Source organism: Pantoea sp. EABMAA-21, from assembly GCF_030053335.1.
Taxonomy (GTDB): Bacteria; Pseudomonadota; Gammaproteobacteria; order Enterobacterales; family Enterobacteriaceae; genus Pantoea; species Pantoea communis.
On record NZ_JASGBX010000005.1, the window covers coordinates 291,647 to 306,471 of the forward strand.

Genomic DNA, 14,825 nt, shown 5'->3' on the forward strand with positions numbered 1-14,825 from the left:
TTAAATCGACTCCGGATTAATCTGCGAAAAATCGTTTACCTGGTGATGGCGACTGGCGTTATCGGCCTCGCCACGAATTAACTGCAATGTGTGCCAGCCTGCTTGTGCCGCGGCATCCAGTTCCTGATGGATATCTGACAGGAACAGCAACGAAGAGGGTGCCAGGCCAATGTGTTCGGCGATGTTGTGATACGACTGGGTTTCACGCTTGGCGCCAACCGCTGTATCAAAATAGCCGCTAAACAGCGAGGTTAAATCACCTTCATCGCTGTAGCCAAATAACAGTTTCTGCGCAGGCACCGATCCCGAGGAATAAACATACAGGGCAATCCCTTGTTGCTGCCAGCGTTCAAAGGCGGGCAGCACATCGGGATAAAGGTGGCCGGTGAACTGACCTTCAACATAACCCGCACGCCAGATCATCCCTTGCAGCGCTTTCAACCCCGGCGATTTGCGATCTTCATCAATAAAACCGATCAGCGTGGCGATGAGGTCATCCAGCGATGCTTGTGGCGCCGCTGACTCTTCACGCACTGCGTTTAGCGCCGCAACCACCTTCTCATCCGTTTGGTTATCCCGCACGAAGGCTGCCAGATGCTGACGTGCATAAGGAAACAGGACATTGTGCACAAACTGAATATCACTGGTGGTGCCTTCGATATCAGTAACAATCGCGCGAATCATTGGGTCTCCAGCAGTCGACGTTGCAGTTCACATTCAAACAGGAATTCCAGCCCTTCCAGGTGGCGGCGCGCTTCGTTGACGTCCTTGCCCCAGCAGGTTAAGCCATGACCACGTAACAGGAAGCCGTACCGCAACGGCGTGTCCGCCGCAAAAGCTTCAATGCGCTGCGCCAGTGCCTCAATATCCTGGTCGTTATCAAACAGCGGAATCGCAACGGTATTGAGATGCGTGTCCTGACCCGCGAGGGTTTTCTGCATCTCGTAGCCGCTCAGCAGCAACGCACTGCCCTTCTCTACACGCGACAGTACGGTAGAATTCACCGTATGGGTATGCAGTACAGCCCCGGCCTGTGGGAACAAGCGATAAATCAGGGTATGCAGCCCGGTTTCCGCCGACGGTTTACGTCCCGAAGGGACACTGTTTGTCGCGATCTCCACCTGAATAAAGTCATCACGCGTCAAACTGCCTTTATCTTTACCTGATGCGCTTAGCAGGCAATATTCGGCATCCTGGCGCACCGACATGTTTCCGCCCGTCGCGGGTGCCCAGCCTTTTGCGCCAATCCAGTGGCAGGCGGCCACTAAATGTTCCAGTGGGAGAAAATCCGTCATAGTGAAGGTGAGGCTCCGCAGTTGTTTTAGACGTCTAAGCGTCTCGATTGCCAAATATTAGCATCCTGTGTAGAGTGGCAGCAACACAGGGTTTCTCCGCATCGACATTCGCGCTTAAGGCCACTAAATAATGACGCAGCTCAACCTGACTCCCGAGAGCAAATTACCGGCGCTCGGCACCACGATTTTCACGCAAATGAGCGCCCTTGCCGCGCAGTTCAACGCCATCAATTTATCACAGGGTTTTCCGGATTTTGACGGCCCGCAATATTTACAGGATCGTCTGGCCTATCATGTGAGCCAGGGCGCAAACCAATATGCGCCGATGATCGGTGTGTTACCCCTGCGTGAAGCGATTGCCGATAAAACGGCTGAGCTTTACGGTCACACGCCCGATGTTAACAGTGATATCACTGTAACCGCCGGCGCGACCGAGGCACTGTATGCCGCGATTACGGCGCTGGTGCGTCCGGGCGATGAAGTGATCTGCTTCGATCCCAGCTACGACAGTTACGCGCCTGCTGTTCAACTGGCCGGCGGCGTGCTGAAACGCATTGCATTGCAGCCACCGGGATTCCGCGTTGACTGGAGTGAATTCCGCAGCTTGCTGAGCGCGAAAACCCGTTTAGTCATTCTGAATACGCCGCACAACCCTTCTGCGACCGTGTGGCGAAAAAGCGATCATGCCGAGTTATGGCAGGCGATCGCTGAGCAGGAAATCTATGTGTTGAGCGATGAAGTCTACGAACACATCTGTTTTGATGCAGAGGGCCACGCCAGCGTGTTAGCGCATGCCGAGTTACGCCAGCGTGCCGTTGCCGTCTCTTCGTTTGGCAAAACCTTCCATATGACCGGATGGAAAGTGGGCTACTGTGTTGCACCAGCAGCGATCAGCGCCGAAATCCGTAAAGTACACCAGTATCTGACGTTTTCGGTTAATACCCCGGCGCAGCTGGCGATTGCCGATATGCTGCGTCAGGAGCCGGAACACTATCGTGACCTGCCGGCCTTCTATCGCGAACGCCGCGATTGTCTGGTTGATGCATTGTCGGGTAGCCGCTTCAAGGTGTTGTCGTGCGAAGGCACTTACTTTGTGCTGCTGGATTACAGCGCCATTTCCGATCTGGATGACGTCAGTTTCTGCCAATGGCTAACCAAAGAAGTCGGCGTGGCAGCCATTCCGCTGTCGGTATTCTGTGCCGATCCATTCCCGCACAAGCTGATTCGCCTGTGCTTTGCCAAACAACCCGCGACACTTATCGCCGCTGCGGAGCGCTTATGTCAGCTTTAAAAATTACCGTTCTGCAGGAAACCCTGAGCTGGATGGACGGCGAAGCCAACCTTCATCACTTCGATGGCGTATTGAAAGGCATTGAAGGTCGCGATCTGATTCTGCTGCCCGAAATGTTCACCACGGGTTTTGCCATGGAAGCAGCAGAGAGTTCGCTGCCGCAGCAACAGGTCATTGAATGGCTGCACAGCCATGCGAAAACCAGCAATGCGCTGGTCGGTGGCAGCGCAGCCATCCAGACTGAAAAAGGCGCCGTGAACCGTTTTCTGCTGGTTGAACCGAATGGCACCGTGCACCAATACGACAAACGTCATCTGTTCCGCATGGCCAATGAACATCAGCATTACGTTGCGGGTGATACGCGAGAAGTGTTCACCTGGCGCGGCTGGCGTATTCTGCCACAGATTTGCTACGACCTGCGTTTCCCGGTGTTCTCTCGCAATCACAATGATTACGATCTGGCGCTGTACGTTGCCAACTGGCCAGCACCACGTGCGCTGCACTGGCAGTCACTGCTGTTAGCGCGTGCGATTGAAAACCAGGCTTACATTGCCGGTTGCAACCGCGTCGGTAGCGATGGCAACAGCCATCAGTACAGCGGGGACAGTCGGATTATTTCGCCATTGGGCGAGATTCTGGCCGCAGGCGAGCCTTTTGCCCGCGCCCGTCTCGATGCGGAATTGTCGCTGGACGATCTGCAAGCCTATCGCGAACGCTTCCCGGCGTGGCGAGATGCCGATGGCTATACATTGAAGTCATAAAAAAACCCCGGTTTTCCGGGGTTTTATTTATCGCAAGTTGATTACAGATCGAAGCGATCCAGATTCATGACTTTGGTCCAGGCTGCCACGAAGTCATTGACGAACTTCTGTTTGGCATCGCTGCTGGCATAGACTTCAGCCAGTGCGCGCAGGATAGCATTGGAACCAAACACCAGATCGGCACGGGTGGCGCTGTATTTCACTTCACCGCTGACACGATCGCGGCCTTCGAACAGCTCGGCGCTCTCATCGGTGGCGCGCCATGCGGTGCGCATATCCAGCAGGTTGACGAAGAAGTCATTGCTCAATACGCCAACACGATCGGTGAACACGCCATGCTGACCGCCGTCGAAGTTGGTGCCCAGCACACGCAAACCGCCCAGCAGCACGGTTAATTCCGGTGCGCTCAGCGTCAGCTGCTGTGCTTTATCCAGCAGCAGGGTTTCGGTGGATGAGCCACCTGCGATACGACGATAATTACGGAAACCATCGGCCAGCGGTTGCAGCACGTCAAATGACTCCACCTCAGTTTGGTCCTGACGCGCATCCACACGGCCCGGTGTAAAGGGTACTTGCACCGCCACACCCGCCGCTGCAGCAGCCATTTCAATACCCACACTGCCGGCCAGAACGATCACATCCGCCAGCGACGCTTTACCAGACTCCTGCTGAATTTTTTGCAGGGTTGGCAGCACATCGTGAATCACGCTGGCGTTCACCGCCCAACCGTTTTGCGGTGCCAGTGCCAGACGTGCACCGTTGGCCCCGCCACGTTTGTCACCGCCACGGAAAGTGGAAGCAGATGCCCAGGCAGCAGAGACCAGTTGGCTGGCGCTGAGACCGGAAGCAGCAATCTTCGCTTTCAGATCGGTGATCTCATCAACGGTTGGCTGGTGGATCGCGGCAGGCAACGGGTCCTGCCAGATCAGATCTTCTTTTGGCACTTCCGGGCCGATGTAACGCGCTTTTGGCCCCATATCGCGGTGGGTCAGTTTGAACCAGGCACGGGCAAAGGCTTCATTGAACGCCTGTGGATCGTTGAGGAAACGGCGGGAGATCTTGCCGAACTCTTCGTCAAAACGCAGCGTCAGATCGGTCACCAGCATGGTGGGCTTGCGCTTTTTCTCGGGATCGAACGGGTCTGGAATGATCGCTTCCGCATCCACCGCTTCGAACTGGATCGCGCCTGCTGGGCTGTGTGTCTGTACCCATTCGTATTTGAACAGGTTCTCGAAGAAGTAGTTGCTCCACTGGGTAGGCGTCTGCGTCCACACCACTTCCAGACCGGAGGTAATCGCATCCGCACCGGCACCGCTGCCGTAGCTGCTGCTCCAGCCGAGGCCCTGCGCTTCAATTGGCGAGGCTTCTGGATCAACACCCACGTGGCTGGCGGCAGCCGCACCGTGGGTTTTACCCAATGTATGACCACCGGCAATCAGCGCGACGATCTCTTCATCGTTCATGCCCATATTGCCGAAGGTGGCGCGAATCGCTGGTGCCGCTGATTTCGGATCGCCGCTGGCTTCCGGGCCTTCCGGGTTGACGTAGATCAGGCCCATTTCGGTGGCACCCACCGGCGCATTGGCAAGACTTTCTGGGTGGCGATGCGCCAGCCATTCAGTTTCGTTACCCCAATCCACATCCAGATCCGGTTCCCACACGTCTTCACGTCCGGCACCAAAACCAAAGGTGCGGAAGCCGGCATTTTCCAGCGAGACGTTACCCGCCAGAATATAGAGGTCGGCCCAGGAAATTTTCTGACCGTATTTCTGTTTTACCGGCCACAGCAGGCGACGTGCTTTATCGAGGCTAACGTTGTCTGGCCAGGAGTTAAGCGGCGCGAAACGCTGCTGCCCACGGCCGGAACCGCCACGACCATCCACGGTGCGGTAAGTACCGGCACTGTGCCACGCCATGCGAATGAACAGCCCAATATAGCTGCCCCAGTCGGCTGGCCACCAGGATTGAGAGTCGGTCAGAATAGCGCGGATATCCGCTTTTAACGCCGGGTAATCCAGCTTGCTGAACTCGTCGCGGTAGTTGAAGTTTTCACTGAGAGGATTGGAACGGTTGGAGTGCTGATTTAACAGGTCGACACGTAACATATTTGGCCACCAGTCGCGGTTGGTTGTTCCGCTCCCCGCGCCACGTGCCAGTACGCTTTTTTCTTCAGACGCCCCATGATGAAAGGGGCACTTACCTGACGCTGCTGCATTATCGTTATTGTCGTGCGTGCTCATTTTTCGGCTCCGTTTGCTTCACATTGTCCGGTAAAGATAACCGTACCTTGTGAAAGAATATATTTGGATGAACCGAAGGTTTTGATAGTTTCTGTCTTTCAAGCGCAGCGTGTGACATGGCGCACAGAAAGTAGGGCTTTATCGTCAGCTGCGCATAATTTCGTCCCTAAAACAGGTGTCGTTTGCAGCCAGTTGTCCCTAAATGCGCACCCTGCAGTCACTGGAGTGTTGCAGGGTCGCCATTTAGGGTGGCCGTGACAAAATTAGCTGCCGCGATAGGTTGACCACGACCACGGTGAGATCAGAAACGGCAGATGATAATGGCTGCCCGCCGAACCAATCACAAAATCAATCTGTGCACTGACGTACAGCGCATCGCGTCCGTCAGCAGCGAAATAGTCACCGATCTCTGCGGTCAATCGATAATGGCCCGGTGCTAACGGCTCGGGCGTTAAATCTTTAATACGGCCATCGCTATCGGTTTCCCCCTCCGCTATCGGCAACCAGCCTTCCGGGCTGTTCTGCTCCAGGGATATGGCCACGCCGATAGCGGGTTTACCCAGCGCGGTATCCAGAATGTGAGTGGTAATGGTGCTCATACAATGCTCTCCTTAAGCCGTAACAGGGTGATTTCACGCAGTTGCGTCAGCGCTTCCTGCTGCTCTGTCTCTGCATCATTGTTGAGCCTGCGCTGCAATTCCGCCAGCATCTCCTCGCCACTCCGCCCTTTGGCACGAATCAAAAACACCCGGTTGAAGCGCTTTTCATAGGATTGATTGCCCGCCAGCATGGCAAATTGCAGCGCGCCATCGGCCTGCTGCATCGCCGACTGCTCATTGCGTGACAATACTGCCTCTTTGCCCGCGCCCGCGGCTTTTTCACCAATACGGGGGTGAGCGCGTAATGCTTGTTCCAGTTCGGCACCTTGCCAGCGCTTTGCCAGTGTTTCGGCGGTCGTATAGAGCGCTTCCACATCCGCAAAAGGCCGTGCGGCCACCAGCGCCTGCTGCCAGTCAGGAATTGCCACGCAGTGGGCTATCGCTGTGTGTGCCTCATTGGGCGTGGCATCGTTAAACACCGCTAACTCCATGCAACGGCTCCTTAAGCCTGTGCCAGATCGTTGACCGCTTGCAGATAAGCCTGCACGCCCAATGCCACATCGGCTACCTGTACGGACTCGGCTGGATGATGGCTAATACCGCGATAGTTGCGCACGAACAGCATACCCACTGGCCAGCGATCGGCGATCGCAATCGCGTCGTGCCCTGCGCCGCTTGGCAAAGAAACGCTGCGGCCCTGTACGGTTTCCACCGCGTGGCTCAGCGCCTGTTGCAAACGTGCATCACAGGCGGTTGCCGCAATACGGTAATACTCGCTAGCGGTAAAAGTCAGTCCACGCCGCAAGGCAATCGCTTCGGCTTGTGTCAGCAGCGCGGACAACAGGCGCTCCAGCGGCTCATCCTGCGGCCCACGCACATCCAGTGAAAACTGCACTTCACCGGGGATAACATTCACGGCGCCCGGCAAACAGCTCAGGGTGCCGACCGTGGCCACCAGTTGTGGATCTTGCTCGGCAGTGGTGTGCTCAACAAACACCATCCACTCGGCGGCGGCGGCCAGTGCGTCTTTACGATGGGTCATCGGCACCGTGCCAGCGTGGCCCGCTTCACCGATAAAGCTGCAATTCAAACGACGCGCGCCGTTAATCGCGGTCACCACGCCAAGCGCCAAATCTTCCTGTTCCAGACACGGCCCTTGTTCTATGTGCAGTTCAAGGTAAGCCGCAATGTCGTTGACGTCGCGTGCTGCCTGCAAAATGTTGGCAGCGTCCAGACCGAGATCCTGCATCGCTTCCGCCACAGTTATACCGTTTCCATCCGGATGCGTTACCCAACTCTCGGGCCATGTGCCGGTAATACCCCGGCTGCCCAACAGCGTGATGCCAAAGCGCGTGCCCTCTTCATCGCCGAACCCGACAATCTCAATCGCCAGCGGTAAGCGCAGCTGACGATCGTGCAGCCACTGTACGGTTTCAATAGCACTCAGCACACCCAGCATGCCGTCATAGCGCCCGGCATTGCGCACCGTGTCCAGATGAGAGCCCAACAGCAGCGCCTGCGCGCCGGGTTCAGCAGACTCATAACGACCACAGATATTGCCCACAGCATCTTGCCAGGTGGTCATGCCGGCCGCCTGCATCCATTCTGCCACGCGGGCGTTGGCGCGGACCTGTTCAGGCGAGAGATAGACACGCGTCAGACCATCCTCACTTTCACTGATTTCAGCCAGGGCATCGCAGCGTGCCATGACGCGGGCAGCGGCGGACTGCGCCTCGCTGGCGGTCATCAGGCTTTTGCTCATGCGTGGCTCCCGTAATGATCCCACGCCGCCTGCATGGCCGCGCCTTGTGTCGAACGGTAACCCACATGGTTCAATACCGCTTCCAGCGCGCTCAGGGTTTGCATCACGCAATCTTTGCGCGCGTTGTAGCCCATGGTGCCGATGCGCCACACTTTGCCGTGTAGCGGGCCAAACGAGGTGCCGATCTCAATACCAAAATCTTCCAGCACCAATTTGCGCACCTGGTCGCCATTCACGCCCTGCGGGATCACCACACCGAGCACGTTGTTCATTTTGTGTTTCAGGTCGCCAAAGGTTTCGAGGCCCATGCCCTGAATGCCTTTCAGCATCGCCTCGCCGTGCAACTTATGACGTGCAATGCCGTTATCCAGCCCTTCCTGCATCATCAAACGCGCGCACTCACGTGCACCAAACAGCGCGGTAGTGGCTTCGGTATGGTGGTTCAGACGTTCCGGCCCCCAGTAATCCATGATCATGCCGAGATCGAAATAGTTGGAGTAAATCATCTCCTCATCGCCATCCTGATGATCCGCAGTACGGATGCCCTCTTCCACACACTTACGTTTGCGGATCACCGCTTCCATCTGCGGGCTGAGGGTGATCGGAGAAGTACCCGACGGACCGCCAAGGCACTTCTGCATACCGGCAGAGACCGCATCCAGTCCCCAGGCATCGGTTTCCAGCACGTTACCGCCCAGTGAAGCGGTGGCATCGGTGTAGAACAGCACGCCATATTTCTGGCAGATGGCGCCGAGTTGTTCCAACGGCTGCAGCATGGTGGTGGAAGTATCACCCTGCACCGTCAGCAGCAGGCGCGGCTGCACTTTTTTGATCGCGTCTTCAATTTGATCGGGGGTGAACACTTCGCCCCACGGCACTTCAATAGTGTGCACTTCGGCGCGGCAGCGGCGGGCAATCTCACACAGCAGATGGCCAAAGCGGCCAAACACCGGCACCAGCACTTTGTCGCCCGGACGGATAGCCGAGAGCAGAATCGCTTCGATACCGGCGCGCGAGGTACCGTCAATCAACATGGTCCAGCGGTTTTCGGTACGAAATACACCACGATACAGCGCCATCACTTCATTCATGTAGTGCGTCATCGCCGGATCGTACTGACCCAGCAGCTGGCTCGACATGGCGCGCAGGACACGCGGATCGGCGTTGATAGGACCAGGGCCCATCAGCAGGCGTTGTGGTGGATTAATTTGCGAAAACTGACTGATATCCATGTGCTATTCCTTTTGAAGACTTAAAGACGGACGGTGGAGATAAACTGTTTAAGCTCGGCGGTCTGCGGATTGGCAAACAGCGTTTTGCTGTCACCCTGCTCCCAGACACGGCCCTGATGCATAAACACCACGCGATCGCCCACATCACGGGCGAAGTTCATTTCATGGGTAACGAGGATCAAGGTCATGCCCTCGGCAGCCAGCTGTTCCAGCACCTTCAGCACTTCACCCACCAGTTCAGGATCGAGCGCTGAGGTGATCTCGTCACAGAGTAATACTTTCGGCTGCATTGCCAGCGCACGGGCAATCGCCACACGCTGTTGTTGTCCACCGGATAAATTGGCCGGGTAGTAGTTGATGCGTTCGCCAAGGCCGACCTTTTCCAGCATCTGCGTCGCCAGCTCGCGACATTCGGCTTCGCTCTTCTTCAGTACCCGGCGCGGCGCCAGCATCACGTTTTCCAGCGCGGTCATGTGCGGGAACAGGTTGAAGTTCTGGAACACCATGCCCACCGAGCGGCTGATTTCACGCGCCTGGGATTCACGGTCGGTGATCGTCATACCGCCGAGTTTGATGCTGCCTTCCTGGTAGCCTTCCAGCCCGTTCATGCAGCGCAGCAAGGTACTTTTGCCCGAGCCGCTGCGGCCGATGATCGAAATCACCTCGCCGTTGTCGATATCCAGATCGACACCTTTCAGGACGTGGTTGTCGCCGTAGTACTTCTGGACCTGATTAATGGTGATGAGCGGCATTGAATTTTTTCTCCAGGTACTGGCTGTAACGCGACAGCGGATAACACATCAGGAAGTAACCCAGCGCCACCAGGCCAAATACCTTAAAGGGCTGATACGTCACATTGTTCAAAATAGTGCCGGCTTTCGTCAGCTCGACGAAACCGATAATCGAGGCCAGCGCGGTGCCTTTAATCACCTGAACGGCAAAGCCTACGGTCGGCGCGATGGCGATGCGAATCGCCTGCGGTGCCACCACGCGAAACAGCGTTTGACCAAAAGTCAGGCCGAGGCAACGCGATGCTTCCCACTGGCCTTTCGGCAGCGCACGAATACTGCCGTGCCAGATATCCACCAAAAATGCGCTGGTGTAGAAAGTTAATGCCAGCGAAGCGGCGGTCCAGGGCGCCACATCAATGCCAAACAGCCCGACGCCAAAGAAGGCGAGGAACAGCTGCATCAACAACGGCGTGCCCTGAAACAGTTCGGTGTAGCAGCGAATCAAGCGCGTCAACCATGGGCGCTTCAGCAGTCGTAAAAACAGCAGCGGTAAGGTCACCAGCGTGCCGCCAAAGAAGGCCACCAGCGACAGTAAAATCGTCCAGCGCGCCGCCAGCAGCAGGTTGCGCAGGATGTCCCAGTCAGTAAAGGTTGTCATGCGGGCTGCGCTCCAAACCATTTACGCCCCAGCGCCAGCAGCAGCTGTCGCATGGCAATCGACAACGCCAGGTAGATCAACGTGGTCACCAGATAGACTTCAAAACTCAAGAAAGTGCGTGACTGAATCAGGTTGGCGGCGAAGGTCAGCTCTTCGTACGACACCTGCGACACCACCGATGAACCCAGCATCACAATGATGCATTGGCTGACTAGCGCCGGATAAATACGTTGCAGCGACGGCGGCAGAACCACGCGGATAAAAGTCTGCGTGCGGGTCAACCCCAGCACACGGCCAGCTTCCCACTGCCCTTTCGGCGTCACCTGAATTCCGGCGCGGATAATTTCAGTGCTGTACGCGCCAAGGTTAATCAACATCGCCAGCAGCGCTGCTTCGCCCGCCGTCAGTTTCAGACCAAGATTGGGCAAACCAAAGACGATAAAAAACAGCTGTACCACGAATGGCGTATTACGGATCAGTTCGACATAAACGCCCCAGATGCGACTCGCCCAGCTCGGTTTGCCACTGCGCAGTGCCGCGCCGAGAATCCCCAGGCTCACCCCGCCGACGGTGGCGAGAACCGTTATCTGAATCGTGACCCACAGCCCTGCCAGTAACTCTGGCCAGTGCGGCCAGAGATCTGCAAAATTGAGTTGCCCAATCATTGCGTTATGCGCCGAGGTTGGCTGGCAGTGGGGCTTTCAGCCACTCTTCTGACAGCTTGTTCAGCGTACCGTCTTTGATGCCCTGCTCAATCAACGCGTTCACTTTACCTTTCAGCGCTGGCTCATCTTTCTTCAGGCCGATAAAGCACGGTGAATCTTTCAGCATGAACTGCGGCACCGGCGCTTTTTCTGCGTTCTGGCGTGCAATGGCAGCCACCACGAGGTTACCGGTCGCGACATACTGCACCTGACCTGACAGGTAAGCTGACAGCGTGGTGTTGTTATCTTCATAACGCTTCACCTGTGCATCTTTTGGCGCCACATCGCTCAGCACCATGTCCTCCACTGCACCGCGCGTCACACCAATTGATTTACCGCTCAATGCTGCCGCATCTTTTAGTGGCTCACCTTTCGGGCCAAACACCCCAAGGAAGAACGGCGCGTAAGCACGGCTGAAATCGATCACTTTCTCGCGTTCGGCGTTTTTGCCCATGCTGGAAATCACCAGATCCACTTTATCGGTTTGCAGATAAGGCACGCGGTTGGCGCTGGAGACCGGCACCAGCTGCAACTTCAGTTTCATCTGCTTCGCCAGGTACTTCGCCATGTCGATGTCATAGCCTTGTGGCTGTAAATCAGTCCCTACCGAACCAAACGGCGGGAAGTCCTGCGGTACCGCAACACGGATGACGCCACGCTTCTGAATGTCTTGTAGCTGATCGGCCATCGCACTGCCGACCTGAGCCATCAGCAATGCTGCGCCTGCGACTGCCAGTAAAACTTTTTTCATTATGCACCCCGGTGAGTTTATCGTGAAACAAAAGATTCTTGATAAAACGATTTGCAACTAATGTGCCAACCGCAGGGTGTGGGGCGCAAAGGGAAGAAAAACGAATAAACACGGAGTTTAAGGCGATAAAAACGGGCATTACGCCCGTATTAAAACCCGATCAAAAAAGGTGCAAAGCACCAAAGTGGTGCCCACTATCGGTGTTCCAGTTCATCCAGGTGCTGATAAAGATCGGCAATTTGATGAATACGCTGACGGCCTTGCGACAGCATTTCATGCAGCAGTGCATTTGCCAGCAGGTTGATCAGACTCATCGCCGAGGCATAGCTATCAAAGGCGGAGACGCTATCGAGCGGCGCGCATAGCTGCCAGTGTGCCAGGGTGATAATGCCCTGTGCCTGCGGCTCGCACAGCGCCAGCACCGGGATGTTGCTCTGCTGTAGCTGCTGCATCAGCGGGCGGATGATACGTGGACGGCGGCGGAAGGCCATCACGACCACAATATCTTCCGCTGTGATATCCACCAGCTCCTCGCCCAGCGTCTGGCCGGGTTGTGGTAACACATGTACCTGCGGACGCGCCTGCATCAGCTGCTGACGCAGGTGCAATGCCACCGGATAGGCGTTACGCATGCCGATAATAAACACCCGCTTTGCAGCACCCAGCGCCTGAATCACTTCGCCAAACTGCTGCGGGTCGATGCTGTTCACCCACTGCGTCAGGTTGGCCATCTCCTGCTTGTAATGACGCGACAGTAAGGTATTGCCCTGCACTGCATCGCGATTGTCGGTGAGGGGCATCCCGCTCTGACGCAGCGTACGCAGCTCATCACGCATGTCCTTGTATTTCTCATAGCCCAGACGTTTAAACAGGCGGCTGACTGTCGCCTTCGATACCCCGCTCAGCCGCGCCAGCTCGGCGCTGTTGTAGCTGATCAGGTCATCAAAATGGTCAAACACAAAATCGGCAATACGCTGCTCCTGCGGCGACAGTTGCGGATAGTGACTGCGAAGGCGTTCATCAAGCTGTTTCATCATTGGTCCTGTAACTTTCGTTTCATCACAAGCTAGCACAAATCGATCCACATTGATGTCCGACCAAAACTGGAACAGCTCTTGCTTAGATCACCTCACGGATTTGTAGGGACTCCCATTACGGCGACCACTAACCCAATCCCCCTACAAAAGAATCAATGATGAAGAGTTCACTATGATACAGAGCAACATGGCCCCGCTCGGCATGGCCGTCACCCCACATCATCTCGCCAGTGAAAGCGCACTGGCGGTTTTACGCGAAGGCGGCAACGCGATTGAAGCGATGGTAGCGGCAGCGGCCACTATCGCGGTTGTCTACCCGCACATGAACGGCTTGGGTGGCGATGGGTTTTGGTTGGTCGTGCCGCTCAATGGCGATCCTATCGCTATCGATGCCAGTGGCGCAGCAGGCTCACTCGCCCACCTCGACTTCTATCACGGCGAAAGTCACATCCCGCATCGCGGCCCCAAAGCCGCGTTAACCGTGGCGGGCACGGTGAGTGGCTGGCAGGAAGCGTTAACGCTGGCTGAAGAGCTGGGTTCTGCGCCGTTGCCGTTAGCCCGTTTGCTGCGTGACGCCATTCGCTATGCTGCCGATGGCATTCCTGTTACCGCATCGCAGGCTGCAGCCACTGCCGCAAAGCAACATGAATTGCTTGATCAACCCGGCTTCGCGGCGACCTTCTTGCCTGACGGCACCGTGCCTGGTGCCGGTAGCCGTTTTACCCAGCCCGCGCTTGCCAATACACTTAGCGTGTTGAGTGAACAGGGTCTGGAGAGTTTCTATCGCGGCGAACTGGCCCACCATCTGGCACGTGAAATGACCGCGCTGGGTATGCCGATCACCCTGGAAGATCTTCAGAAACAGCACGCGCGCCGCTGCACGCCGCTACATCTGGCACACAGCGAAGGCGACATCTGGAATATGACGCCTCCGACGCAAGGTTTGGTGTCGCTGGCCATTCTGGGCATCACCGACCGGTTGAACATGGCAGAGGCGGATGAGGCACAAACTGTGCACCGCATTGTTGAGGCCACCAAAAAAGCCTTTGCCTTGCGCGACGAACACATCACCGATCCGCGCCATATCGACTTCAATGTGCAAGACCTGCTCGATGCCGATCATCTTTCCACACTGGCAACGCAAATTAATGACCAACAAGCCGCGCCGTGGGGAACCGGGCGAGGTCCTGGCGATACCGTATGGATGGGGGTGATGGACAGCAGCGGGCTGGCCGTTTCCTTTATCCAGAGCATTTATCACGAATTTGGCAGCGGCGTCGTGCTACCGGGTACAGGCATTACCTGGCAAAACCGCGGTGCAGCCTTTAGCCTGCAACCGGGCCATCTGCTGGCACTAAAACCCGGTAAACAACCGTTCCATACCTTAAATCCAGCGGCTGCGCGCCTGAAAGATGGTCGCACGATGGTTTACGGATCAATGGGGGGCGATGGCCAACCACAAACGCAGGCAGCAATTTTTACCCGCCACGTAATTCAGGGACAGCCACTTCAACAGGCGGTCAGTGCACCGCGCTGGTTGTTGGGGCGAACCTGGGGACAATCCTCTGACTCTCTCAAACTCGAAGCGCGTATGTCAGCAGAAACGGTGCAGCAGTTGCGCGAACTCGGTCATGACATTGAGCTGTTGCCTGATTTCAGCGAAGTCGTCGGCCACGCTGGCGCCATCGTCAGACACAATAACGGCATGCTGGAAGGTGCCTTCGATCCACGTAGCAACGGCAGCGCAGCCGGCTTTTAAAGGAA

Annotated in this window: 15 protein-coding genes; 3 read left to right on the top strand and 12 right to left on the bottom strand. The window is 56.4% G+C overall.

Annotation, left to right across the window (positions count from 1 at the left end; translation table 11 throughout):
- Nucleotides 1-684: an acireductone synthase gene (gene mtnC / locus QMZ65_RS10175; protein ID WP_034825368.1), complete on the bottom strand. Its 684-nt coding sequence runs from the start codon at nucleotides 682-684 to the stop codon at nucleotides 1-3.
- On the bottom strand, nucleotides 681-1,295 hold the full coding sequence (locus QMZ65_RS10180; RefSeq protein WP_160867981.1) for a methylthioribulose 1-phosphate dehydratase: 615 nt from the start codon (nucleotides 1,293-1,295) through the stop codon (nucleotides 681-683). The genes mtnC and QMZ65_RS10180 overlap by 4 nt, the downstream gene beginning before the upstream one ends.
- 130 nt (nucleotides 1,296-1,425) lie before the next feature.
- Here QMZ65_RS10180 and QMZ65_RS10185 point away from each other — a divergent pair, with 130 nt between their 5' ends.
- Together QMZ65_RS10185 and QMZ65_RS10190 are read left to right on the top strand one after the other, a co-directional pair.
- A complete protein-coding gene (locus QMZ65_RS10185) occupies nucleotides 1,426-2,586 on the top strand; it encodes a pyridoxal phosphate-dependent aminotransferase (RefSeq protein WP_283215935.1) in 1,161 nt (386 codons plus the stop codon).
- Nucleotides 2,574-3,347: an amidohydrolase gene (locus tag QMZ65_RS10190; protein WP_097117560.1), complete on the top strand. Its 774-nt coding sequence runs from the start codon at nucleotides 2,574-2,576 to the stop codon at nucleotides 3,345-3,347. Before QMZ65_RS10185 ends, QMZ65_RS10190 begins: the two co-directional genes overlap by 13 nt.
- Before the next feature lie 41 nt (nucleotides 3,348-3,388).
- Here QMZ65_RS10190 and katG read toward each other — a convergent pair whose 3' ends face one another.
- The 10 genes from katG to hpxU all read right to left on the bottom strand — a co-directional run bounded on the left by katG (nucleotide 3,389) and on the right by hpxU (nucleotide 13,058).
- Nucleotides 3,389-5,587: a catalase/peroxidase HPI gene (katG, locus tag QMZ65_RS10195; protein WP_097117561.1), complete on the bottom strand. Its 2,199-nt coding sequence runs from the start codon at nucleotides 5,585-5,587 to the stop codon at nucleotides 3,389-3,391.
- A 263-nt stretch (nucleotides 5,588-5,850) separates the two neighbouring features.
- Nucleotides 5,851-6,186, bottom strand: coding sequence for a hydroxyisourate hydrolase (gene uraH, locus QMZ65_RS10200; protein WP_097117562.1), 336 nt, complete (start codon nucleotides 6,184-6,186; stop codon nucleotides 5,851-5,853).
- A complete protein-coding gene (uraD, locus tag QMZ65_RS10205; RefSeq protein ID WP_160834033.1) occupies nucleotides 6,183-6,677 on the bottom strand; it encodes a 2-oxo-4-hydroxy-4-carboxy-5-ureidoimidazoline decarboxylase in 495 nt (164 codons plus the stop codon). The genes uraH and uraD overlap by 4 nt, the downstream gene beginning before the upstream one ends.
- A gap of 11 nt (nucleotides 6,678-6,688) precedes the next feature.
- Nucleotides 6,689-7,948 (bottom strand): allantoate amidohydrolase, encoded by a 1,260-nt coding sequence (gene hpxK / locus QMZ65_RS10210; RefSeq protein ID WP_283215936.1) that lies wholly within the window; start codon nucleotides 7,946-7,948, stop codon nucleotides 6,689-6,691.
- Nucleotides 7,945-9,180, bottom strand: coding sequence for a pyridoxal-phosphate-dependent aminotransferase family protein (locus QMZ65_RS10215; protein WP_097117565.1), 1,236 nt, complete (start codon nucleotides 9,178-9,180; stop codon nucleotides 7,945-7,947). Before QMZ65_RS10215 ends, hpxK begins: the two co-directional genes overlap by 4 nt.
- Before the next feature lie 20 nt (nucleotides 9,181-9,200).
- Nucleotides 9,201-9,932 (bottom strand): amino acid ABC transporter ATP-binding protein, encoded by a 732-nt coding sequence (locus QMZ65_RS10220; protein ID WP_034825388.1) that lies wholly within the window; start codon nucleotides 9,930-9,932, stop codon nucleotides 9,201-9,203.
- The gene (locus QMZ65_RS10225; RefSeq protein WP_058961561.1) at nucleotides 9,913-10,569 is read right to left on the bottom strand and encodes an amino acid ABC transporter permease; all 657 of its coding nucleotides are present in this window, start codon (nucleotides 10,567-10,569) and stop codon (nucleotides 9,913-9,915) included. Before QMZ65_RS10225 ends, QMZ65_RS10220 begins: the two co-directional genes overlap by 20 nt.
- Nucleotides 10,566-11,234 carry an amino acid ABC transporter permease gene (locus QMZ65_RS10230; RefSeq protein WP_038648825.1) on the bottom strand — a complete coding sequence of 223 codons (669 nt, stop codon included), beginning with the start codon at nucleotides 11,232-11,234 and terminating at the stop codon, nucleotides 10,566-10,568. The genes QMZ65_RS10225 and QMZ65_RS10230 overlap by 4 nt, the downstream gene beginning before the upstream one ends.
- A gap of 4 nt (nucleotides 11,235-11,238) precedes the next feature.
- A complete protein-coding gene (locus QMZ65_RS10235) occupies nucleotides 11,239-12,024 on the bottom strand; it encodes a transporter substrate-binding domain-containing protein (RefSeq protein WP_097117567.1) in 786 nt (261 codons plus the stop codon).
- A gap of 194 nt (nucleotides 12,025-12,218) precedes the next feature.
- Nucleotides 12,219-13,058: a MurR/RpiR family transcriptional regulator HpxU gene (hpxU, locus tag QMZ65_RS10240; RefSeq protein ID WP_097117568.1), complete on the bottom strand. Its 840-nt coding sequence runs from the start codon at nucleotides 13,056-13,058 to the stop codon at nucleotides 12,219-12,221.
- Nucleotides 13,059-13,233: 175 nt separating this feature from the next.
- On the opposite strand from hpxU, the gene QMZ65_RS10245 reads away from it, so the two are divergent.
- Nucleotides 13,234-14,820 (top strand): gamma-glutamyltransferase family protein, encoded by a 1,587-nt coding sequence (locus tag QMZ65_RS10245; protein WP_211727994.1) that lies wholly within the window; start codon nucleotides 13,234-13,236, stop codon nucleotides 14,818-14,820.
- Nucleotides 14,821-14,825: the final 5 nt, after the last annotated feature.